20 protein-coding genes are annotated in these 20,400 nt (G+C 67.3%); 8 read left to right on the top strand and 12 right to left on the bottom strand.

Annotated elements, in window-relative coordinates; genetic code table 11:
• The first annotated feature begins 108 nt into the window (after positions 1–108).
• From VGP60_RS24185 to VGP60_RS24175, 3 genes are all read left to right on the top strand, one after another.
• Complete coding sequence (locus VGP60_RS24185) at positions 109–969, top strand: glycoside hydrolase family 25 protein (protein ID WP_327550358.1); 861 nt, start codon at positions 109–111, stop codon at positions 967–969.
• Between the two features lie 141 nt (positions 970–1,110).
• Positions 1,111–1,338, top strand: a complete 228-nt coding sequence (locus tag VGP60_RS24180; RefSeq protein WP_327550357.1) for a hypothetical protein — start codon at positions 1,111–1,113, stop codon at positions 1,336–1,338.
• Positions 1,339–1,383: 45 nt separating this feature from the next.
• The gene (locus VGP60_RS24175) at positions 1,384–1,935 is read left to right on the top strand and encodes a DUF5134 domain-containing protein (protein ID WP_327550356.1); all 552 of its coding nucleotides are present in this window, start codon (positions 1,384–1,386) and stop codon (positions 1,933–1,935) included.
• Between the two features lie 16 nt (positions 1,936–1,951).
• Here the strand turns inward: VGP60_RS24175 and VGP60_RS24170 are convergent, their stop codons facing one another.
• The 5 genes from VGP60_RS24170 to kstD form a co-directional block, all read right to left on the bottom strand.
• A complete protein-coding gene (locus VGP60_RS24170; RefSeq protein WP_327550355.1) occupies positions 1,952–2,815 on the bottom strand; it encodes a MaoC/PaaZ C-terminal domain-containing protein in 864 nt (287 codons plus the stop codon).
• 177 nt (positions 2,816–2,992) lie between these two features.
• A complete protein-coding gene (locus tag VGP60_RS24165; RefSeq protein ID WP_327550354.1) occupies positions 2,993–4,021 on the bottom strand; it encodes a ferredoxin--NADP reductase in 1,029 nt (342 codons plus the stop codon).
• On the bottom strand, positions 4,014–4,277 hold the full coding sequence (locus tag VGP60_RS24160; protein WP_327550353.1) for a hypothetical protein: 264 nt from the start codon (positions 4,275–4,277) through the stop codon (positions 4,014–4,016). Before VGP60_RS24160 ends, VGP60_RS24165 begins: the two co-directional genes overlap by 8 nt.
• Positions 4,274–5,404, bottom strand: coding sequence for a Rieske 2Fe-2S domain-containing protein (locus VGP60_RS24155; RefSeq protein WP_327550352.1), 1,131 nt, complete (start codon positions 5,402–5,404; stop codon positions 4,274–4,276). Before VGP60_RS24155 ends, VGP60_RS24160 begins: the two co-directional genes overlap by 4 nt.
• Positions 5,405–5,418: 14 nt before the next feature.
• A complete protein-coding gene (gene kstD / locus VGP60_RS24150) occupies positions 5,419–7,077 on the bottom strand; it encodes a 3-oxosteroid 1-dehydrogenase (RefSeq protein WP_327550351.1) in 1,659 nt (552 codons plus the stop codon).
• 111 nt (positions 7,078–7,188) lie between these two features.
• On the opposite strand from kstD, the gene VGP60_RS24145 reads away from it, so the two are divergent.
• Genes VGP60_RS24145 through hsaB form a run of 5 tightly spaced genes read left to right on the top strand, consistent with a single transcriptional unit; the run spans position 7,189 to position 12,262 of the window.
• Positions 7,189–8,790 carry an FAD-binding protein gene (locus VGP60_RS24145; RefSeq protein ID WP_327550350.1) on the top strand — a complete coding sequence of 534 codons (1,602 nt, stop codon included), beginning with the start codon at positions 7,189–7,191 and terminating at the stop codon, positions 8,788–8,790.
• Positions 8,791–8,799: 9 nt separating this feature from the next.
• On the top strand, positions 8,800–9,978 hold the full coding sequence (hsaA, locus tag VGP60_RS24140) for a 3-hydroxy-9,10-secoandrosta-1,3,5(10)-triene-9,17-dione monooxygenase oxygenase subunit (protein ID WP_327550349.1): 1,179 nt from the start codon (positions 8,800–8,802) through the stop codon (positions 9,976–9,978).
• Between the two features lie 3 nt (positions 9,979–9,981).
• Positions 9,982–10,830, top strand: coding sequence for a 4,5:9,10-diseco-3-hydroxy-5,9,17-trioxoandrosta-1(10),2-diene-4-oate hydrolase (gene hsaD / locus VGP60_RS24135; RefSeq protein WP_327550348.1), 849 nt, complete (start codon positions 9,982–9,984; stop codon positions 10,828–10,830).
• Complete coding sequence (gene hsaC, locus VGP60_RS24130) at positions 10,830–11,735, top strand: iron-dependent extradiol dioxygenase HsaC (protein ID WP_327550347.1); 906 nt, start codon at positions 10,830–10,832, stop codon at positions 11,733–11,735. The genes hsaD and hsaC overlap by 1 nt, the downstream gene beginning before the upstream one ends.
• Positions 11,732–12,262 (top strand): 3-hydroxy-9,10-secoandrosta-1,3,5(10)-triene-9,17-dione monooxygenase reductase subunit, encoded by a 531-nt coding sequence (hsaB, locus tag VGP60_RS24125; protein ID WP_327550346.1) that lies wholly within the window; start codon positions 11,732–11,734, stop codon positions 12,260–12,262. The genes hsaC and hsaB overlap by 4 nt, the downstream gene beginning before the upstream one ends.
• Here hsaB and VGP60_RS24120 read toward each other — a convergent pair.
• The 7 genes from VGP60_RS24120 to VGP60_RS24090 all read right to left on the bottom strand — a co-directional run bounded on the left by VGP60_RS24120 (position 12,226) and on the right by VGP60_RS24090 (position 20,337).
• Complete coding sequence (locus tag VGP60_RS24120; RefSeq protein ID WP_327550345.1) at positions 12,226–13,377, bottom strand: MBL fold metallo-hydrolase; 1,152 nt, start codon at positions 13,375–13,377, stop codon at positions 12,226–12,228. The genes hsaB and VGP60_RS24120 overlap by 37 nt on opposite strands.
• Positions 13,378–13,450: 73 nt before the next feature.
• The gene (locus tag VGP60_RS24115) at positions 13,451–14,395 is read right to left on the bottom strand and encodes an acyl-CoA desaturase (RefSeq protein ID WP_327550344.1); all 945 of its coding nucleotides are present in this window, start codon (positions 14,393–14,395) and stop codon (positions 13,451–13,453) included.
• 579 nt (positions 14,396–14,974) lie between these two features.
• Positions 14,975–15,949, bottom strand: a complete 975-nt coding sequence (locus VGP60_RS24110) for an acyl-CoA dehydrogenase family protein (protein ID WP_327550343.1) — start codon at positions 15,947–15,949, stop codon at positions 14,975–14,977.
• Positions 15,946–16,881: an acyl-CoA dehydrogenase family protein gene (locus tag VGP60_RS24105; protein WP_327550342.1), complete on the bottom strand. Its 936-nt coding sequence runs from the start codon at positions 16,879–16,881 to the stop codon at positions 15,946–15,948. Before VGP60_RS24105 ends, VGP60_RS24110 begins: the two co-directional genes overlap by 4 nt.
• Positions 16,878–18,008 carry an acyl-CoA dehydrogenase family protein gene (locus tag VGP60_RS24100; RefSeq protein ID WP_327550341.1) on the bottom strand — a complete coding sequence of 377 codons (1,131 nt, stop codon included), beginning with the start codon at positions 18,006–18,008 and terminating at the stop codon, positions 16,878–16,880. Before VGP60_RS24100 ends, VGP60_RS24105 begins: the two co-directional genes overlap by 4 nt.
• The gene (locus tag VGP60_RS24095) at positions 18,008–18,853 is read right to left on the bottom strand and encodes an enoyl-CoA hydratase (protein WP_327550340.1); all 846 of its coding nucleotides are present in this window, start codon (positions 18,851–18,853) and stop codon (positions 18,008–18,010) included. The genes VGP60_RS24100 and VGP60_RS24095 overlap by 1 nt, the downstream gene beginning before the upstream one ends.
• Positions 18,850–20,337, bottom strand: a complete 1,488-nt coding sequence (locus VGP60_RS24090; RefSeq protein WP_327550339.1) for a FadD3 family acyl-CoA ligase — start codon at positions 20,335–20,337, stop codon at positions 18,850–18,852. Before VGP60_RS24090 ends, VGP60_RS24095 begins: the two co-directional genes overlap by 4 nt.
• Positions 20,338–20,400 lie beyond the last annotated feature (63 nt).

The following is a 20,400-nucleotide window of genomic DNA, read 5'->3' as shown; positions in this document are numbered from 1 at the left end:
CCCCGCTGCATCAATGCGCCGGTCGCGGTATCCTGTCGGCGATTAACGGTGTGCTGATCAAGTGTGCAGACTTTGTCCCATGTTTCCGCGGGAAGGAATCGCCCCATCATGGCTGAGGGTGTCGACCTTTACGGTCTCTACAACAAGGTCACCGACTGGAATGCCGTGCGCGCGGCCGGGATCGAGTTCGCGTGGATCAAGCTGAGTGACGGCAACACCAATCGCGACGACTACGGTTATGTCGCCGCGGGCCGCAGCGTCGGCATCGTGATGGGCGGGTACCACTACGCCCAGCCCGGCGACCCGATCGCCCAGGCCAACCGCCTCATCGACCGCTGCTCGGCTTACGGAGCGCTGGACCTCGCGCCCGCGCTCGACCTCGAAGATCCTTTCGTGCCCGGTGCCGCCGCGATCGACTTCTCCATCCGGTTCCTCAACCATGTCGCGGCCCGTGGTCATGTGCCGTGCCTGTACGCCAACAACTCCATGCTGAACGGGGTCCTCGGGCCCGTCCGCGCGGCGGTGCCGGGGCTGAAGGTGTGGGGGGCGCGCTACGGCGCGAACCTCACCGTCCCGCACGACGTGCACCAGTACACGAGCACGGGCCGGGTCTCGGGCATCACCGGCGATGTCGACCGCAACCGCGGCTCACTGCTGCTCAACCGACCGATCGACACAGACGAGGATGACTACATGATCGTGAAGGCCGCCCCCGACGACTACGTGTCGATCCCCTGCAACGGAAAGACTTTGCTGTTCGTTTCGACCGCTTTCGGGCGCAGGGTGAAAATCCTCAATGTCGCCGCCGTCAGGGACAACGCGGGAACCGGTGAGGGCGCGTACACCAGTGTCGGGCCGCTGGAGGAGGTCAATCCGGACCAGCCGGGGCCGATCGCGATCGGCCCCGGGTGCCGGGTGGTCCAGCTCAGGTACTCGGCCGATCACGACTTCACGGTGTGGTGCGCCTGAACCGGGCCGCCGGTTGTCGTGTTTGAGTGACGGGTCCGTCGTCCTTGTGGGTCAACGAGATCACCTCATTGATGGCTGGTGCGGGGGCCCCCGCACCTGTCACGGTGGTGGGGACATCCCGCAACTCAGAGTGAGGCAGATATGGCAGCTCGTGAGCCGCTCGAACACATCATCACCTTTTGCGGCCAATGCAACTGCGGCTGCCCGGAACTCTTCATCGACAACGCCGCCGACGAGGAGCGCAGGGTCGTCATCACCGATGACTTCCGTGCCCGTATTCAGATGAGCCTGGAGCAGCTGCACGTGCTTGTCTCGGACGTCAAGGAAGGCGCTCTCGACAAGCTGTTCACCGCCGAAGCCGTCTCGTAGCGGCAGGCCTGGCGCGTGCACGGTTTCGTGGTGGTGTCGTGGGTCATGACGGGTGTGTTCCTGATTCTCACCCTGCCGTGCGTGCTGAGACTGGTGCGCCTCGACTACGTCCGATTGGGACAGGCCACCCGGACCGGTGACGTCGCCGAGCTGCTGCTTGTCCTGGCCATGGTGGCGATGCTGTCCCCGATCGGGGGGCCGATCCCGGCCGCTGGCTGGGAAGCGGTGTTCCTCGTGGCGGGTTCGTGGTTCCTGTTCTCGTGGTGGCGTGGCCGGCATGTCTCCGGCCACACTTCGCCTCATGGTCAGTGCGCTCATCACGCGCTGTCGGCGATCGCGATGCTCTACATGATCTTCGCGATGCCCCACAGTGGAACGACCCACGGGCCCTGGCTCACCATGTCCACAATGGACACAGCGGGCAATCTTGCCTGGCCGGTCGTCGCCGTCGTGGCGGCCGGGTACTTCGCTGTCGACGCCGCTCGCTCGGGAGTACTCGCCGTCAAGACCCGTGCCGAGGCGGGCGTCGCGTCCAGGGAGCTCTGCCGGAGCGTCATGGGCGCCGGGATGGGCTTCATGTTGATCACGGCACTCTGATTTTTCGAAGCGGCGGTCAGGAGCGCACGGTGAGGATGGCGTCGGAGAGGACGGGGGCGTTGTCGCGGTTCGGGGCGGTGGTGGTGACGAGCAGGCGCTCGCCGTCGCGCCAGACTTGGGTGCGGAGGGGCTCGCCGGGGAAGACGACGCCGGCGAACTTCGTGGCGAAACCGGCGACTCGTGAGGCGTCGCCGTCGAGGAACGCGTCCGTGACGGCTTTCGCGACGATTCCGTAGGTGCACAGTCCGTGCAGGATCGGCAGGCCGAATCCCGCGCTCCGGGCGAACTCCGGATCGATGTGCAGCGGGTTGAGGTCTCCGCACAGGCGGTACAAAGCCGCCTGCTGCGGCAGGGTCGGCGTGTCGAGCACGGCGTCCGGTTCGCCGGTGGGTGGCTCGACGCGGTCCGACGGGCCGCGTTCACCGCCGAAGCCGCCTTCGCCGCGGGCGAAGATGGTCGAGCGGGAAGTCCACAAAGGACTGCCGTCCGAGCCGGTGACGACGGTTTCCTGGACGATCACCGCGGCCTTGCCCTTGTCGAACACGTCCGCGATCCGCGACCGCGCGACACCCTTGCCCGCGACCGGGATCGGCCGGTGCGCGATGATCTCCTGCTTCCCGTGCAGCACCTTCGCCAGGTCGATCTCGACCCCCGGGAACGAGACCGCAGGCGGCTCGAAGGTGCGGAGGTTCGCCGCGACCGTCGCGAACGTCGGCAGCACACGCAGGTCGCGTTCGTAGGTGTAGCGCAGTTCCCGCGCGGACGTCGGGTCCGCTCCGGCGCCCAGCGCCAGGTGGTACAGCAGGACGTCTGAAGCCGTCCAGGAAAACGCGACTTCACCGAGTTCGGCGCCGATGGCGACCGTGGGATCAATAGGCATTAACCGACCCTAGTGGTCACGACCGGAAGGTCGCCAGGTGTCTCGACGGCCCAGCTTCCCGCTGGACGCACGGCCGGAAGACCCGAGTACAACACCGGTACGAGGGTCTTCCGGCAGCACACCCAGCGAAAACCTGGATCCGCCGAATACCCTCAGCGACCTTCCGGTCGCAACCACTCACTCATAGCTTACGGAGACGTCGTCGGTGAGCGGAAGCGACTGGCACGCCAGCACGATTCCGTCCGCTATGTCGTCGGAATCCAGTATCTCGTTGTTGAGCATTTTCACCTCACCGGAGACGATCCGGCAGGCGCACGCGCTGCATTGGCCGGCGCGGCACGAGTAGGGCGCGTTCAAGCCCTTGTCCAGTAACAGGTCCAGCAGTTTCGTCTGCCGGGGCCACGCGAAACTGTGCTGGGTGCCGTCGAGGTCGACGGTCAGACCCGCTGGGGCGCTGACGTCTTCGACGGCCGGGCCGGCGGCTTCGAACGGGTTTCCGGCCAGGGAAACGAAACGTTCGACGTGGATGCGCTGGCGCGGCACATCCAGGTCCTTCAAGGCCTGCCGCGCGGCGTCCATGAACGGGCCCGGGCCGCAGATGAAGGCCTCGCGGCCGGCGTGTGGAGTGGCCAGTGCGCGCAGGTGCCGCGGGCTCGGCATGCCCTGCACGGTTTCGAGCCAGTGGATGACGACCAGCCTGTCGTCGTGCCGGTGCGCGAGCGCGGCCAATTCGTCGGCGAAGATCACCGACTGCTCGTCCCGGTTCGCGTAGACGAGCACGATCCGGCCGGTTCCCTTCTCCAGCACGGATTTCAGGATGGACATCACCGGGGTGATCCCGCTTCCGGCGGCCAGGAACAGGAAATCCGCGTCGAGCGACTTCGGTGTGAAGACCCCGGCGGGTGCCAGGACGTCGAGTTCCGCGCCCTCACGAAGGTTGTCGCAGATCCAGTTCGACCCGTAGCCGTCGACGGTCCGCTTGATGGTCACCTTGAGCGTGCCTTCATGCGGGGCGCTGGAAAGGGAATAACACCGGGCGACCGAGCCGGTGCGGTCGCTCGGGACGCGCACGGTGAGGAATTGCCCTGGCAGGTAACGGAAGGCTTCCGCGAGTTCGGGTGGCGTCTTGAGCACGACCGAATGCGCGTCGCGGGTTTCGGTGATCACCCGGGACACGGTCAGCGTGTGGAACGCCGGATCATTCATCGGCGACCTTCAAATGACCCTCCCGGACGGCGCTTTCGATGCTGGCACCGAGTTGTTCGCAGGTGTCGAGCAGGGCCGTGTTCGCGCCGGCGGAGGCCTCCGCGGCGAACACGGGACAGCTGCTCGCCGCGTTCGAGGTCCATTGGATGCTGGTGTGCTGGGTGCTGTTCTTCTTGACCAGCACCCGGGTTCCGCACGCCCGGCAGCCCACCGGCCGCAGGCCGCCGGTGAGGAATTCGGTCAGTTCGGCGGTCACACGCCCGCCTCTCGCCGGGCCAGGTTGTCCGCGACCTCCTTCGTCCACGCCTCGTTGGCGCGCGTGGTGTCCACTTCGAACTCGAAGCGCCGGGTCATGTCCTCACCGATGTCCTCGACGTCCACATAGAACTGGTCGTACCACCGCCGCAGCTGGTACACCGGGCCGTCTTCCTCACACAGCAAGGGGTTGTCGATCCGCGACTTGTTCTTCCAGATCTCCACGTCCTGTAGGAAACCGACGCCGATCCCTTTGGCGAACTTCCGCGCGAGCTTGTCCGCCTGGTCGTCGGAGACCCCGGGAAGTTTCTTGATGCTCATGCCCCACTGCAGCATGAACGAGTTCTCGGTGACCGGGTAGTGGCAGTTGATCAGCACGTTTTCGATCTCGAACCCGTTGTAGGTGTTGAGGAGTTTGTTGATCATGTACGACGGCCCGAAGTACGACGCCTCGGAACGCAGCAGGTTTTCCTCACCGCCGTAGTTCGACGCCATCCCGGCGTCGGGCCGGCCCTTGGTGTTGAGGTACTGCGTCGCGATGTGGCCTTCGAAAATGTTCTTGAAATAGGTCGGGAACGCGTAGTGGATGTAGAAGAAATGCGCCATGTCGACCATGTTGTCGATGATCTCGCGGCAGTGGGAGCCCTCGATCAGCACCGAGTCCCACGACCAGTTGCTCCACTCGCCGGTGAACACCCCGTCGATGCGCGGGATGACGACGTCGGCGGGCGGCGGGTTGCCCTGCGGGTCGTTCCAGACGAAGAGCTGCTTGTTCTCCTCCAAGGTGAGCCACGACTTCGTCCGTGCCCGGAGCGGAACCCTTTTGGCGTAAGGGATCGACACGCATTTGCCGTTGCCGTTCCAGCGCCAGTCGTGGAACGGGCAGGCGATCTCGTCGCCCTTCACCGTGCCCTGGGTGAGGTCACCGCCCATGTGACGGCAATACCCGTCGAGCACGTTCAGCTCGCCGGCGGAGTTCTGGAAGACCACCAGCTTGGTGCCGAACGCGGTGATGGCGTGCGGTTTGCCGTCCCTGAACGAGTCGGCGAGGCCGAGACAGTGCCAGCCGCGTGCGAACCGGGTCGGGGGCGCGCCCGCGTCGATCTGCCTGACGGAATCGTGCGTCATTGTTTACCTCCCGGTCAGTCTTGATTCTTGGCGGCGAGGTGCTCCGCCGCAAGGTAGCCGAAAACCATCGCCGGCCCGATCGTCGCGCCGGGTCCGGCGTAGGTGCGGCCCATCACCGCGCCGCTCGCGTTTCCGGCGGCGTACAGGCCGTTGATGACCGTGCCGTCCTCGCGCAGCACCCTGGCCTGGGCGTCCGTGCGGAGCCCGCCCTTGGTGCCGAGGTCGCCGGGGACGATCTTGATGGCGTAGTACGGCGCGACCTCGAGCGGCCCGAGGCTCGGGTTGGGCCGGTTGCGCGGGTCGCCGTAGTAGTGGTCGTAGGCACTTTCGCCGCGGCGGAAATCCTCATCGACACCCGTTCGGGCGAAGCCGTTGAAGCGCTCCACGGTGGCCGCCAGTGCTTCGGCGGGGATGTCGATGCGCTCGGCCAGCGATTCCAGCGTGCTCGCCTTCGCCGCGACACCGGCTTTGAACCAGCGTCCCGGCAACGGCTGGCGCGGCCCGATCCCGGTGAACATGTACCGATTGCGGTAGCGCTGGTCGAACACCAGCCAGGTCGGGATGTGCTCGCCGGGGCCGTCGCCCTTGCCGTACATCGCGTGCACGGCTTCGACGTACGGCGCCGACTCGTTGACGAACCGCTCGCCCCGCGCGTCGACGAGCAGGCAGCCGGGCCGAGAGCGTTCCGCGAGCGCGAACCACGGCCCGCCGGTCAGCGGGATCGACGGACCCCACCACGCGTCGTCCATCAGGTCGACCGCCGCGCCGAGCTTCATCCCGGCGGTGATGCCGTCGCCCGTGTTGGCCTCGGCGCCGACGGTCCACTCGGTGCCGATCGGCGCGCGCTGGTACTTGGCGCGCATCTCCTCGTTCCGCTCGAACCCGCCGCACGCGAGGATCACGCCGAGCCGGGCCGTCAGCGTGGTCTCCTCGCCATTCCGGCGGACGACGACCCCGGTGACGGCGTCGCCTTCGACCCGCAGGTCCAGCAACGGCGTGTCGAGCCAGACCGGGACGTTCTCGCGCTGCAACCCGGCCCGAAGCCCGGCCGCAAGCGCTTGCCCCATGGAAAGCAGGTGTTTGCGCCGGACCCGGCCAACCAGCCACCGAAGCCCGAGCGACGTCAGTTTGACGATCCCGCGCGGATGGCGGGCCAGGAGACTGAGCCAGCGGTAGTCGGCCTGGGTGATCGGCACCCCCAGCGGCGCGGCGCTGTACGGCGGCTCAAGATTCGCGAGCTCGGCGCCCAGGACGTGCCCGTCGAGCGCCGAGGGTTCGCACGAGCGGCCTCCGGCGCGGCCGCCCGGCGCCTCCGGGTGGTAGTCGGAGTAGCCGGGGACCCATTGCAGCCGGAGCGGGGTGTGCCGCTGGACGAACTCGACGACTTCGGGACCCCGGTCGAGGAAGGTGTCACGGCGGTCCGCCGGGACGATGTCCCCGACGATCGCTTCGAGGTACTCGCGGGCGAGTTCGGGGGTGTCCTCGACCCCGGCCGCCTTGAGCGCCGGGTTGTTCGGGATCCACACGCCTCCGCCGGAGCGGGCCGTGGAGCCGCCGAACCGGGGGGCCTTTTCGATGACGACGACGCTCATGCCCAGCTTGGCGGCGGCCAGTGCGGCGGTCATGCCGGCAGCCCCACTGCCTGCCACGACGACGTCGAACTCCTCCGACATGCCACCTCCGGTAGCGCCGAATATGGAACGCGTTATAGAAAGCTGGCAGCCAGGTGGCCGCCCTTATGGTCACCATAGACGAGAACGTGTTCCAGTTCTAGGGTGACCTACATGGCTGATCTCTCTGCTGACGTGGTGATCGTGGGGTTCGGGGTGGCCGGCGCGTGTGCGGCGATAGAGGCCGCCGACGCCGGCGCCAAGGTGCTGGTCGTCGACCGTTTTCAAGGCGGCGGGGCCAGCGCGGTGAGTGGCGGTGTGGTCTACGCCGGCGGTGGCACGGCCCAGCAGTCGGCCGCGGGTGTCGACGATTCCGTGGACGCGATGTACGACTACCTGCGCCTCGAAACGGGGGACGTCGTGTCCGAGGAGACCCTCCGCCGGTTCTGCGAGGGCAGCACCGAGATGATCACCTGGCTCGAGGGCAACGGCGTGCCGTTCGAGGGCAGTCTCTGTCCCTATAAGACGTCCTATCCGAACGACGACTACTACCTCTACTACTCGGGCAGCGAGTCCGCGGGCGGCTTCCGTGACGCGGCCAAGCCCGCCGCGCGCGGACATCGGGTGAAGGGCCCCGGCACCTCGGGCAAGCTCCTCTTCGCGCGGCTCGCGTCGGCTGTGCGCAAGCGCGGTGTCCAGGTGCTGCCGCAGGCGAACGCGGTGTCGTTGGTGACGGAAGCGGGTGTGGTCGTCGGCTTGAAGGTCGCCACACTGCGTGACGCGCCCGCGTGGGTGAGGACCGCGCACCGGTTGTTCGGGCGCTATTCGGCCAAGCCGGGGCTGTACGTTCCCGCGCTGCGCAAGGCGTTGCATCGACGCGCGGTCTCGCTGGAACGCCGCTACGCACGGGAAATCGAGATCACCGCGCGGCGTGGAGTCGTGCTCTCCGCGGGTGGGTTCATCACGAACCGCGAGCTCGTTCGCGAGCACGCGCCCGAGTATCGGGGCGGCCTCGCGCTCGGCACCTCCGCCGACGACGGTTCCGGCATCCGGCTGGGCACCGAAGCCGGCGGGGCGACCGCGGAGATGGCCCGGATCACCGCGTGGCGGTTCATCACCCCGCCCAGCGCTTTCCTCGGCGGGATCCTGGTCGACGCCGCCGGGCACCGGATCATCGACGAGACGCGTTACGGGGCCGCCGTGGGCGAAGCGATGATCCAGCGGCACGACGGCAAGGGCTGGCTGCTGATCGACGACGCGATCGTCCGGGAGGCACGGAAAACCGCACGACAGCAGAGTCAGTGGTTCCAGTGGCTGCAAGCGGTGTATCTGCTGGGGCGCGGGAGAATCACCGCGGACTCGCTCGCCGGGATCGCACACCGGGCGGGCATCGACGCCGACGGCCTGACGGCCACGGTCGAGGCCTATCACACCGGTGGACCGGATCCGATGGGCAAACCACCGGAGTTCGTGCGCGCCTTGGACACGCCGCCGTATTCGCTCGTGGACGTCTCCATCAAGCCCAATCTCGGGTTCCCGTGCCCGATGCTCACCCTCGGCGGGCTCGCGGTCGACGAAAGCACCGGCCGGGTCCGCGGGGAAGACGGGAAGCCGATCGGTGGGCTGTACGCCGCCGGAAGATCGGCAGTGGGAATCTGTTCTAGGTCCTACGTCAGCGGGTTGTCCCTGGCGGACTGCGTGTTTTCCGGCCGCAGGGCAGGGGTGAACAGCGCGCTGGCGCACGGCGTTCTCGACAAAAACGAGAACGTGTTCTAGTCTTCTTCCATGAGTACAGGCAAGGGTGTCTCCGAGGTGATTTCCGGGGTCCAGGATCTGCTGCCGATCCTTCGGGAGCGGGCGCAGGACACCGAGGACGCCCGGCGCATCCCGGATGAGTCGATCAAGTCCTTGCAGGAAACCGGATTCTTCAAACTGCTCCAGCCAAAACCCTATGGTGGCTACGAATCCGACCCGGTGAGCTTCTACACCGCGGTCAAACTCATCGCCAGCGCCTGCGGTTCCACCGGCTGGGTCGCTTCGATCCTCGGGGTACACCCATGGCATCTGGCGCTTTTCGACGCCCAGGCCCAGGAAGACGTGTGGAGCGAGGACATCGACGTCCGCATCTCCTCGTCCTACGCCCCCATGGGCAAGGCGCAGGTCGTCGAGGGCGGCTACCGGCTGACCGGGAAGTGGAGCTTCTCGTCCGGCTGCGACCATTCGACGTGGGTCCTGCTCGGCGCCCCCGCCGTCAAAGACGGCAAGCCCGTGGACTTCTGCACCTACCTGCTGCCGATCAGCGACTACACCATCGACGACGTGTGGGACACCGTCGGCCTGCGGGGTACCGGCAGCAACGACATCGTGGTGAACGACGTCTTCATCCCGCAGCACCGCGCGCTGAGCTTCATGGCCACGTCGAAGTGCAAGACGCCGGGGCAGCTGGTGAATCCCGGCCCGCTGTACAAACTTCCTTACGGCTCGGTGCATCCGAGCACGATCACCGCGCCGATCATCGGCATGGCACAGGGCGCGTACGACGCCCATGTCGAGCATCAGCGGCAGCGTGTCCGTGCGGCTTACGCGGGCGAGCAGTCCAAAGAGGACCCGTTCGCCAAGGTGCGGATCGCCGAGGCGGCCAGCGAGATCGACGCCGCCTGGTTGCAGCTGACCCACAACATCGACGAGCTCTACCAGTTGGCGTGCGCGGGGGAGAAGCTCCCGTTCTCCACCCGGCTGCGCGTCCGGCGAGACCAGGTCCGCGGCACCGAGCGGGCGATCTTCGCCATCGACAGGCTTTTCGAGAACTCCGGCGGCCGGGCGCTGAAACGCGGCACGCCGATCCAGCGGTTCTGGCGGGACGCCCACTCCGGCCGGGTGCACGCGGCCAACGACGCCGAGCGCGCCTACGCGATGTTCGGCACGGGCGAATTCGGCCTCCCGGTTGAGAATGCGATGGTGTGAGCCGTGGCCGAAGGTAAGTACGTCCAGGTCCGCGAAGACCTCCGGCTGCACTACCACGAAGCCGGGGCCGAGCACAGCGAGACGTTGATCCTGCTGCACGGTGGCGGGCCCGGCGCGTCGGCATGGAGCAACTTCGGCCGGAACCTGCCGGTGTTCGCCAAGTCCTACCGCACTTTGGCCATCGACCAGCCCGGGTTCGGGCTGTCGGACAAGCCCACCGAGCATCAGCAGTACTTCAAGCACAGCGCGGACGCCGTCGTCGGGCTGATGGATTCACTCGGGATCGAGCGGGCCCATTTCGTCGGCAACTCGCTCGGCGGTGGTGCGGCCGTCCGGCTCGCGCTGAACCATCCGTCGCGTGCGGGGCGGCTCGTGCTGATGGGCCCGGGCGGGTTGAGCGTCAACGTCTTCGCGCCCGACCCGACCGAAGGAATCAAGAACCTCGGCCGGTTCGGGGCGCCTCCGGGGCCCAGCAAGGAGAAGCTCGAAGCCTTCCTGCGGATCATGGTGTACGACCAGTCCTTGATCACCCCGGAACTGATCGACGAGCGGTTCGAAGCGGCGAGCAAACCCGAGTCGCTCGCCGCCATGCGCGCGATGGGGATGTCGTTCGCCCAGCCCGAAACCTACGAGCAGGGCATGTTGTGGCGCGAGGCGCATCGCCTGCGTCAGCGCGTCCTGCTGATCTGGGGCCGCGAGGACAGGGTCAACCCGCTCGACGGCGCTCTGCTGGCACTGAAGAACATCCCGCGCGCGCAGCTGCACGTGTTCGGCCATTGTGGACACTGGGCCCAGCTGGAGAAGTTCGACGAGTTCAACCGGCTGGCCCTCGACTTTCTGGGAGCTTCCTGATGGGTATCCGGTCTCTGGGCTACCTGCGCATCGAAGCCACGGACATGGCGAAGTGGCGCGAGTACGGTCTCAAGGTGCTCGGCATGATCGAGGGCAAGGGCACCGACCCCGACGCGCTTTACCTGCGCATGGACGACTTCCCGGCCCGGCTGGTCATCGTGCCGGGTGAACACGACAGGCTCGCGCAGGCCGGCTGGGAGGTCGCCACGGAAGCCGAGCTCGACGAAATCCGGCGGAGCCTCGAAGCGCACGACGTCCCCTACAAGGAGGGCACGGCCGAGCAGTTGGCGGATCGCCGCGTCGACGGGCTCGTGGTGTTCGACGATCCCTCGGGTAACACCCTCGAGGTTTTCCACGGCGTGGCACTGGAACACCGCCGCGTGGTGAGCCCCTACGGCCACCGGTTCGTCACCGAGGAACAGGGTCTCGGGCACGTCGTACTGTCCACAAGCGACGATGAAGCGTCTCTCCGGTTCTACCGGGACGTGCTCGGCTTCCGGCTGCGCGACTCGATGCGGCTGCCGCCTCAGTTCGTCGGGCGGCCCGCCGACGGCCCGCCCGCGTGGCTGCGCTTCTTCGGCTGCAACCCGCGCCACCACAGCCTCGCGTTCCTGCCGATGCCCACTCCGAGCGGGATCGTGCACCTGATGGTCGAAGTCGAGAACACCGACGACGTCGGGCTCTGCCTCGATCGCGCGCTCCGGCGCAAGGTACCGATGTCGGCGACACTGGGCAGGCACGTCAACGACCTGATGCTGTCCTTCTACATGAAGACGCCCGGCGGGTTCGACGTCGAATTCGGCTGCGAGGGCAGGCAGGTCGACGACGAGAGCTGGATCGCCCGCGAGAGCACCGCGGTTTCCCTGTGGGGACACGACTTCTCCGTGGGGGCGAAGCCGCAATGACCTCCGTCGCCGTCGAACCCTCGTTGTTCCGCGCGGTGCTCGGGCAGTTCTGCACCGGGGTCACGGTGGTGACCTCGCAGGGCGACGGCACGGCACCGGCGGGATTCGCGTGCCAGTCGTTCGCCGCGCTGTCACTCGAGCCGCCGCTGGTGTTGTTCTGTCCCGGCAAGAGTTCCCGGACCTGGCCGATGATCGAAGCCACCGGGACGTTCGCCGTCAACGTGCTCGCCGAAAGCCAGCGAGAGATCAGCGCCGTGTTCGGCGCGCCCGGCGTGGACAAGTTCGCCGGGCTCGACTGGTCACCGTCACCATCCGGCGCGCCACTCCTGTCCGGCGCGCTGACGTGGATCGACTGTGCTCTTGAGACGGTCCACGACGCCGGGGACCACTACGTCGTGATCGGCCGCGTGACCGCGCTCGGCGAAGTCCGCGATGGAGCGCCACTGCTGTACCACCGCGGCCGGTACCTCGTCACCGAGCCCGTCCCCGACTACCTGAGCTGGCCAGGCCCCGACGGCTGGCTCTGAGGAGCAACACCGAGTGCCTGCCACCAGCCGTCGACTGTCGGCGGGTTGTCGACGTCGATTCGCTCGCCGGGCCGGGGGACGGCCAGCTTGACGTCGTGGGCCTTCGCCTCGTCCCACACTCTGTCGGCGGGCTCGGTCCACGGGTGCATCGCGAGGTTGAACGTGCCCCAATGCACCGGGACGAGCAGCTCCGCCCGGAGGTCGAGATGGGTGGCGACGCCTTCTTCCGGCGTCATGTGGATGTCCGGCCAGGCCGGGTCGTACGCGCCGATCTGGATCAGCGCCGCGTCGAACGGGCCGTGCTCTTCGCCGATCTTGGCGTAACCGTCGAAATAGCCCGAGTCACCGCTGTAATAGACGCGGTGGGCGGGCCCGGCGACGACCCACGACGTCCACAGGGTGTCGTTGCGGGTCAGGGTGCGGCCCGAAAAATGCTGCGCGGGCGTGGCCGTCAGCCGCAGCCCGGCGACCTCGGCGTGCTCGTCCCAGTCGAGTTCGATGATCCGGTCCGCGGGGACCTTCCAGCGTTCGAGATGCGCGCCGATTCCCAGTGGTACCAGAAAGGGCGCGGCCTGCGTGCGGGCGAGGGTCTGCACGGTCGCCATGTCGAGATGGTCGTAGTGGTCGTGGGAGATCAGGATCGCGTCGAGCTTCGGCAGCGATTCCAGTGCCACGGGCGGTTCGTGGAGCCGGTGGGGACCGGCGAACTGCAACGGCGAGACACGCTCGCTCCACACGGGATCGAACAGCACGCGGGCGCCGTCGATCTCGACGAGCACGGACGCGTGGCCGTACCAGGTGAGGTGCAGTCCGGTGGTGGCCGGTTCCGCCGGCGACCGGGTGACCATCGGGATGGGCCCGGTCGGGTAGCGCTGGTTCTTCTTGTCCCCGAACAACATCTCGCGGATGACTTCGCGGTAGCTCGCCCCGGTGCGTTCGACCGGGGGAGCCACGTTGCGGAAAGCGCCGTCGCGGAACTGCGGCGAGTTGCGCATCCGCTCCGCGCGGACTCCCTTGGCCCGCGCGCCGTACTCCGCGCGGACCTCGCGGAGCGCCAGGACCGACCCGTTGATCACGGTCAGGCCCAGCGCCGCCGCAAGTGCCCTCGTACGCATTTCACTCCAGTGTCCACTTCGTCAGGTGACAACGAGTCTAGAGGGAGTGTCGGGCGCGTCTGGAGACGCGCGGTCAGGCGGCGTCGCGGATGGGCGCGCCGACGCGGTGCAGGTGCTTCAACGCCTGCGCCCAGGACTCGATGAGACCGGTGCTGAGGTAGGACACGTCCAGTTTGGCGCAGTACGCCTCGACGATCGGCTGGGCGCGGCGGAGGTGGGTGGACGGCATGCTCGGGAAGAGGTGGTGCTCGATCTGGTAGTTGAGGCCGCCCATCGCGTTGTCGATGAACCAGTTGCCGCGGACGTTCCGTGAGGTCAGCACCTGGCGGCGGAGGAAGTCGGGCCGGTCGTTGCCGGTCAGGGTCGGCATGCCCTTGTGATTGGGCGCGAAGATGGAGCCCATGTAGACGCCCCACAAGCACTGGTGCACCAGGATGAAGGCGATGGCCTTACCCGGCGAGAGCACGAGGAACACCGCGGTCAGGTAAGCCGCGGCATGGAAGATCAACGTCGAGGCTTCGATCCACTTGTTCTTCAGCGTCGAGGTGAACAGGGACCGGAAACCGGCCACGTGGAGGTTGAAGCCTTCCAGTGTCAGCAGCGGGAAGAACAGGAAGCCCTGCCAGCGGCCGATGAACTTGGCGACACCGCGGGCCTTGCCCGCCTGGTCGGTCGACCAGACGAGGACGTCGGGGTTGACATCCGGGTCGAGGTCTTCGTGGTTGGGGTTGGCGTGGTGCCGGGTGTGCTTGTCCATCCACCACCCGTAGCCCATGCCGATGCCGACGTTGCCCGCGATCCAGCCGGCGATCTGGCTGGGCCGGCGGGTGCGGAAGACCTGCCGGTGGGCGAGGTCGTGGGAGACGAGCGCGATCTGCGCGAACATGACGGCGAGGAAGGCAGCGACGGCGAGCTGCCACCACGAATCGCCGATCAGGAAGAACGCGGCCCAGGCACCGAGGAAGAGGATGCCGACGATGCTCATCCTCGCCACGTAGTAGCCCGGCCGCCGCTTCATCAGTCCGGCGCTGGTTATCTCTTGGGATAGCCGGGCGAAGTCACTTCCGGACGCCGTAGGAGGCGCCGGCTGGACAAGGTTGTCTGTGGTCACACGGTAGAGTGTGGAAGATCGCTCGAACGGGCACAATCCGGGGCACCACAGTTTCTTTACGGGGGCTACCTCCACCATGCTCCGTTGGCTCTACTGGGCCGGGTGGTCTGGACCACGCGCGCGCGTGGTGTCGTTGCAGGCGTTCAACGGTCTCGTTGTTTCAAGTATTCGGTGAGCGAACCTCGGTCGCCAGGATCCGTTTGGCCAGGCCAGTGGTTCGCGGTCGTCGTCAGAGCCGCCGAGGAAACCCTTTACCCCTGTCACGCTGGACGGTTGGAATTGGCGTCGGCGTCCCCGTTTTCCCCATCGCTCTTTTTGCGCAAGGGGTCGGCAGGCAAAAAGTGTGTCAATTCTGGAAAGCTGAGAGCCGGATCCTGTATTTCCGCCGCTGTACATCCACACTGGACAGGCCGGACACCCCGCAGTCACGGCGAAACCACACAACCGCTTTACGGGCTATTCGCGACGGGACGATAGTGGTATTAATCACATCGTGGCGGTCATGCGCCGAAGATGCTCGTGGGGCTGGCCGAAGAGCTGCGTGGTCCCGTGGGCACGTTTGAAGTACCGGTGGGCTTCGTGTTCCCAGGTGATCGCGATTCCGCCGTGCAGTTGGATCATTTCCGCGGCCACCGTGTGGAACGCTTCCGAACAGTAGGCCTTGGCCACCGCGGCCAGGCGAGGCGACTCGGTGCCCGCGTAGGCCGCCGAGCGAGCCGTCTCCACCAGCACGTGGAGTTCGGCGAGCCGATGTTTCACCGCTTGGAACCCGCCGATCGGCCTGCCGAACTGGTGGCGCTGTTTGCCGTATTCCACGGTGATTTCCAGTGCCCGCGCCGCCGCGCCGGCTTGTTCCGCGGCCAGTACGGCACAGGCCGTGTCGCGAATCCGGGAGACCGCGGGCCGGAAATCGCCGACGCCGATCCTGCGGGCCCGGGCGCCGGTCAGGTCGATGGTCGCCAGCCGGCGCGTTTCGTCCATCGTCGGCACTCGACGACGTTGAACGCCGTTCTGGTCGGTGTCCACTTCGAAAAGTCCGTCGTCGGCGACGACGAGCAATACGGACGCAGTGTCACCGTCCAAAACGTACAGTGCGCGTCCGTCCAGCCGTGTTTCGCCGGAAACCCGGAATTCGGTGTCATGCCAGGCAAGGGCGCCGACGGCTCCCTCGGCCAGCAGCGGCAGCAGGCGGGCGCAGGCCTCGTCGTCCTCGGATTCGAGCAGCGCTCGCGTGGCGAGCACGGCGGAGCCCAGGAACGGCACGTCAGCGAGTACACGGCCGAGTTCCTCCGAGACGAGCTGGATCTCGGTCAGCCCGGCGCCGAGACCGCCGTACTTCTCCGGAATCCCGAGGGCGGCGACGCCGATCTGCTCGCACAGCGCGCCCCACGGATCGGCGTCGCGCCGCAGCAGTGTGCGCACGGTCGCCCGGAGCGCTTCCTGTTCCTCGGTGAAGGTCATAACGAAGCCAGGATCCGGTTTCGGTGGAACGCGGGCGTACCCCAAGCGGCGACCAGCGCGCGGACCTTCGTCAGCCGCAGGCCCAGTGGATGCTCGGCGGTGTAGCCGATCGCGCCGTGCACCTGGAGGCCGGTGCGTGCCGCGAGGTGCGCCGCGTCCCCGGTCGCCACCTTCGCCGCCGACACGTCCCGCGCTGTCATCGTGACGGCCGCCGCGTGCAGCAACGGCCTGGCGAACTCCAGTTTGGTCACGACGTCGGCGAGCAGATGTTTGATCGCCTGGTATTGCCCGATCTCCTTTCCGTACTGCTTGCGTTGCTTCGCGTAGGCGACCGAGGTGTCCAGCAGCCATTGCCCGGCGCCGAGCAGCTGCGCGGCCGTGGCCAGCGTGCCGAGGTCGAACGCCTTGGCGGGGTCGGTCACGGTGCCCAGTTGGTCTCCGGGCTCTACTTCGAACAGGCGGCGTGTCTGGTCCACTGAGGACAGTTGCCGTGCCGGTTTGAAGGCACACAAGGTGTCGCCGTCGACGAGGAGCCGAGTTCGGGCGACGTCGGCGTCGAGTGCGTAGGGCACGTGCGGTGGGAACACGATCGAAGCCAGTGTGTCGCCCGCGGCGACCCCGGCGAGTATTTCGTCGTCGAGAAGCGCGGGCAGTACCGCGGCCGTGTCGACCCAAGGGCCTGGAACCGCGTGATAGCCGAGCTTCTCGAAGGCGACCACGAGGTCGATCGGCGCGGCCGCGATACCGTCGAAACGTTCCGGGACACCGAGCGCGGTGACGCCGATTTCCGCGAGCGCCCGCCAGAGTTTGAGACCTGGTTCCGGCTCGCCCGCGGCCCACGAACGCGCCGCCGACTCGGTGTCCACATCGGACAGCAGGGCGTCGATACTGCTCGCGAAACTTGTTTGCTCGACCGACAGCGCGAACCTCATCGGTCACCCCGCGGCAGTCCGAGCAGCCGTTCGGCCACGGTGTTGCGCTGGATCTGGTCGGTGCCGCCGTAGATCGGCCCGGCGAGGGAGAAGAGCCAGCCGTCGGTCCACGCACTGTCCACTTCGGATTCCGGGCCCAGCAGGTCCAACGCCGTCTCGTGCAGGGCGACGTCGAGATGTGACCAGTGCAGCTTGTTGACGCTCGATTCCGGGCCGAGCCGACCGCCCTCGGCGAGTCTCGTCACCGTGCCCAGGGTGTAGAGCTGGTAGGCCCGGACGCCGATCCACGCGTCGGCGACACGGTGCGCGAACGCCGGATCGCGGTCGCGGGACCACTCCGCCACGAGTCTGCCGGCGGCGGCCAGGAAGCGGCCGGGACTGCGCAGGGACAGGCCACGCTCGTTGTTGGCCGTGGTCATCGCCACCCGCCAGCCCTGATGCACCTCCCCGATGACGCCGGAGTCCGGCACGAACACGTTGTCCAGGAAGATCTCCGCGAAACCGGGTTCTCCGTCGAGCTGGGCGATCGGGCGTACTTGGACGCCGTCCGCGCGCAGGTCGAGCATGAAGTACGTGAGTCCTTTGTGGCGCTTGCTGTCGGGATCACTGCGGAACAGGCCGAACGCGCTGTCGGCGAACGCGGCCCGTGAGCTCCAGGTCTTCTGCCCGGAAAGGAGCCAGCCGCCTTCGGTGCGCGTCGCGGTGCTGCGCAGAGCGGCGATGTCGCTGCCCGCCTCCGGTTCCGACCACGCCTGCGCCCAGACCTGTTCGGAGCGGGCCATTTTCGGCAGGATCCGCCGCTGCTGTTCCGTCGTGCCGTGGGAGAACAGGGTCGGCGCCAGCATGAAGATGCCGTTCTGGTTGACCCGTCCCGGCGCACCTGCCGCGTAGTATTCCTCTTCGAAAAGCACCCATTCCAGCAGACTCGCGTCCCGTCCGCCGAATTCCTCCGGCCACGACACCACCGACCAACCGGCGTCGGCGAGTTTCGCCTCCCACTCGCGATGCTGCGCGAAACCCGTTGCGGTGTCGAAAGACGCCAATGGCCTGGCCGGGACGTTCCCGGCCAGCCAAGCCCGGACTTCGTCCCTGAACGAAAGGGATCGCTCGTCGAGATCGAGGTCCATCAGGTGGCCTTGTTCGCGTCGCGCATCGACCTCGCGTCCTGCCCGCCGAGCGAATCCCCGCCCGAAACCTCGGCGTTGTGCGCGTGGGCGAAGTGGTGCAGCCCGAAGACCGAGTCCATCCCGGCCCGCAGGCCCATCAGGTCTTCGGCCTGGTTGACGGCTTTCTTCGTCAGCGCGAGCCCGAACCGTGGCATCTCGGCGATCTTCTCGGCGAGCGCGAATGTCTCGGCTTCCAGGTTCTCCCGGGGCACGATCCGGTTGAGCATGCCCCATTCCTTGGCCTGCTGGGCACTGAACCGCTCGCCGGTGAACAAGACCTCCTTGGCCGCGCGCGGGCCGAGGACCCAGGGATGCGCGAAGTACTCGACGCCCGGGATTCCCATCCGTACCACGGGATCGGCGAAGAACGCGTCCTCGGAGGCGACGATCAGGTCGCACACCCAGGCGAGCATCAGCGCGCCCGCGATGCACGCGCCCTGCACGCTGGCGATGGTCGGCTTCGGGATCTCCCGCCACCGGCGGCACATTCCCAAGTAGACCTCCGACTCGCGGGCGAAGCGCTGATCACCGCCCTCGGTGCCCACATGGTCCCACCACAGCACGGCCTTGCGGTCGAACGACTTGTCGACATCTCGCTCCGGCGTCCCGATGTCGTGCCCGGCGGAGAAGTGCTTTCCCTCGCCCGCCAGGACAATGACCTTGACCTCGTCGTCCTCCACCGCGCGCACGAAAGCGGCGTCCAGCGCGTACGTCATCGCCGAGTTCTGCGCGTTGCGGTACTCGGGCCGGTTCATCGTGACCAGGGCGACCGGCCCGCGCCGCTCGTACCGGACTGGTTCGGTCATGGGCTTTCCTCCCGCAGTACACGTTTGAGAACCTTGCCGGACGGGTTTCGTGGGAGCGTCGCACAGATTTCCACGTGCCGCGGGACCTTGTAGTTGGCCAGGTTCGCCTTGCAGTACGCCACGATGTCCTCTTCGGACAGTTCGCCGCGGAGAACGACGTAGGCCTTGCCGACCTCGCCGAGGCGCGCGTCCGGGATGCCGATCACCGCCGATTCGGCGACGCCGCCGAGCCGCGCGAGTGCCTGTTCCACCTCAGCCGGGTACACGTTGAACCCGCCGCAGATGTACATATCCTTGATCCGGTCGGTGATCCGGAGATTCCCGCGCTCGTCGAGCGCGCCGACGTCGCCGGTGTGCAGCCACCCGCCGGAGTCGATCGCCTCGGCGGTGGCTTCGGGGTCGTCGAGGTAGCCGAGCATGACGTTGGGGCCTCGCAACAGGATCTCGTTCCCTTCGCCGAGCCGGACCTCGAAACCGGCGGTCGCCCGGCCGGTGGTGTGCGCGACCGTCTTCGCGTCGTCGTCAGGGCGGCACATCGTCGCCACCACGGCTTCGGTGAGGCCGTATGCCGTGAGCACGGTGTCGAAGCTGAGTTCGTCCTGCATCCGTTCGACGAGCGCGACGGGCACGGTCGCGGCGCCGGTGACCGCGAGCCGGAGGCTGGACAGATCGTGCGCGGCGCGCGCGGGGGCGTCGAGCAGCATCTGATGGATCGTGGGCGCGCCGGGCAATACGGTGATGCGCTCGGTTTCGATCAGCCGTAGCGTCTCGTCGACGTCGAACTTGAGCTGGGGCACGAGGGTCGCGCCCCGCAGGATCGCGGCGAGAATCCCCGCCTTGTAACCGAAAGTGTGGAAGAACGGGTTGATGACGAGATAGCGGTCCTGCTCGGTGAGGCCACCGCAGTCCGCCCACGCCTCGGCGACACCGAGCGCTTGGCGGTGGCTGCTCATCGCGCCTTTGCTGCGGCCGGTGGTGCCGGAGGTGAACATGATGTCGCTGACGTCGTCGGGCTTGGTGAGGTTGTCGACGTCGGCGGTACGGCCTTTGTGGTCAGCCCATTCCGTCACCCCGGCTTCGGGCTCGCTCAGGCCTTCGACCGGGATCCGCAGCACGACGCCGGGCCGTTCGCCGAGTCGCGCGAGCCTGTCGACGCCCAGGAATTCGCCGGTCACGACCAGCGCGGCCGCGTGCGTGCGATCGAGGATGTCGCGGATCTCCGGGGCGGTGAACCGGGTGCTGATCGGGACGAGGGTCGCGCCCGCGTAGAAGGCGCCCAGTGCGGCTACCACCCAGTGCCAGGTGTTGGGGGAACAGATGGCGACGCGGTCGCCCGGCCGGATTCCTTCGCTGACGAAGAAGCGCGCGCAGTCCTGGACTTGCTCGTGGAGTTCCGCGTACGTGATGCGGACAGAGCCGTCGACAAGCGCCTCTCGTGCACCGAACTTCTCGCCCGCGTTGGCGAGTACCGCTGGGATGGTCATCAAGTCTCCCTAGCAAGTGCTTGGTAGGGTAGCCTACGCACGAGCCCTCGATTTGACCAGAGG

It is taken from the genome of Amycolatopsis sp., from assembly GCF_036008905.1.
Classification (GTDB): Bacteria; Actinomycetota; Actinomycetes; order Mycobacteriales; family Pseudonocardiaceae; genus Amycolatopsis.
Note: the sequence above shows the minus strand (reverse complement) of the source record. Positions and strands in the feature narration are given on the sequence as shown.

What these genes read in the sequence shown, in the direction of transcription:
- VGP60_RS24185 (WP_327550358.1), top strand. Translation starts at nt 109, where the DNA reads ATGGCTGAGGGTGTCGACCTTTACGGTCTCTACAACAAGGTCACCGAC.
- VGP60_RS24180 (WP_327550357.1), top strand. Translation starts at nt 1,111, where the DNA reads ATGGCAGCTCGTGAGCCGCTCGAACACATCATCACCTTTTGCGGCCAA.
- VGP60_RS24175 (WP_327550356.1), top strand. Translation starts at nt 1,384, where the DNA reads ATGACGGGTGTGTTCCTGATTCTCACCCTGCCGTGCGTGCTGAGACTG.
- VGP60_RS24170 (WP_327550355.1), bottom strand. Translation starts at nt 2,815, where the DNA reads ATGCCTATTGATCCCACGGTCGCCATCGGCGCCGAACTCGGTGAAGTC.
- VGP60_RS24165 (WP_327550354.1), bottom strand. Translation starts at nt 4,021, where the DNA reads ATGAATGATCCGGCGTTCCACACGCTGACCGTGTCCCGGGTGATCACC.
- VGP60_RS24155 (WP_327550352.1), bottom strand. Translation starts at nt 5,404, where the DNA reads ATGACGCACGATTCCGTCAGGCAGATCGACGCGGGCGCGCCCCCGACC.
- kstD (WP_327550351.1), bottom strand. Translation starts at nt 7,077, where the DNA reads ATGTCGGAGGAGTTCGACGTCGTCGTGGCAGGCAGTGGGGCTGCCGGC.
- VGP60_RS24145 (WP_327550350.1), top strand. Translation starts at nt 7,189, where the DNA reads ATGGCTGATCTCTCTGCTGACGTGGTGATCGTGGGGTTCGGGGTGGCC.
- hsaA (WP_327550349.1), top strand. Translation starts at nt 8,800, where the DNA reads ATGAGTACAGGCAAGGGTGTCTCCGAGGTGATTTCCGGGGTCCAGGAT.
- hsaC (WP_327550347.1), top strand. Translation starts at nt 10,830, where the DNA reads ATGGGTATCCGGTCTCTGGGCTACCTGCGCATCGAAGCCACGGACATG.
- hsaB (WP_327550346.1), top strand. Translation starts at nt 11,732, where the DNA reads ATGACCTCCGTCGCCGTCGAACCCTCGTTGTTCCGCGCGGTGCTCGGG.
- VGP60_RS24120 (WP_327550345.1), bottom strand. Translation starts at nt 13,377, where the DNA reads ATGCGTACGAGGGCACTTGCGGCGGCGCTGGGCCTGACCGTGATCAAC.
- VGP60_RS24115 (WP_327550344.1), bottom strand. Translation starts at nt 14,395, where the DNA reads ATGAAGCGGCGGCCGGGCTACTACGTGGCGAGGATGAGCATCGTCGGC.
- VGP60_RS24110 (WP_327550343.1), bottom strand. Translation starts at nt 15,949, where the DNA reads ATGACCTTCACCGAGGAACAGGAAGCGCTCCGGGCGACCGTGCGCACA.
- VGP60_RS24105 (WP_327550342.1), bottom strand. Translation starts at nt 16,881, where the DNA reads ATGAGGTTCGCGCTGTCGGTCGAGCAAACAAGTTTCGCGAGCAGTATC.
- VGP60_RS24100 (WP_327550341.1), bottom strand. Translation starts at nt 18,008, where the DNA reads ATGGACCTCGATCTCGACGAGCGATCCCTTTCGTTCAGGGACGAAGTC.
- VGP60_RS24095 (WP_327550340.1), bottom strand. Translation starts at nt 18,853, where the DNA reads ATGACCGAACCAGTCCGGTACGAGCGGCGCGGGCCGGTCGCCCTGGTC.
- VGP60_RS24090 (WP_327550339.1), bottom strand. Translation starts at nt 20,337, where the DNA reads ATGACCATCCCAGCGGTACTCGCCAACGCGGGCGAGAAGTTCGGTGCA.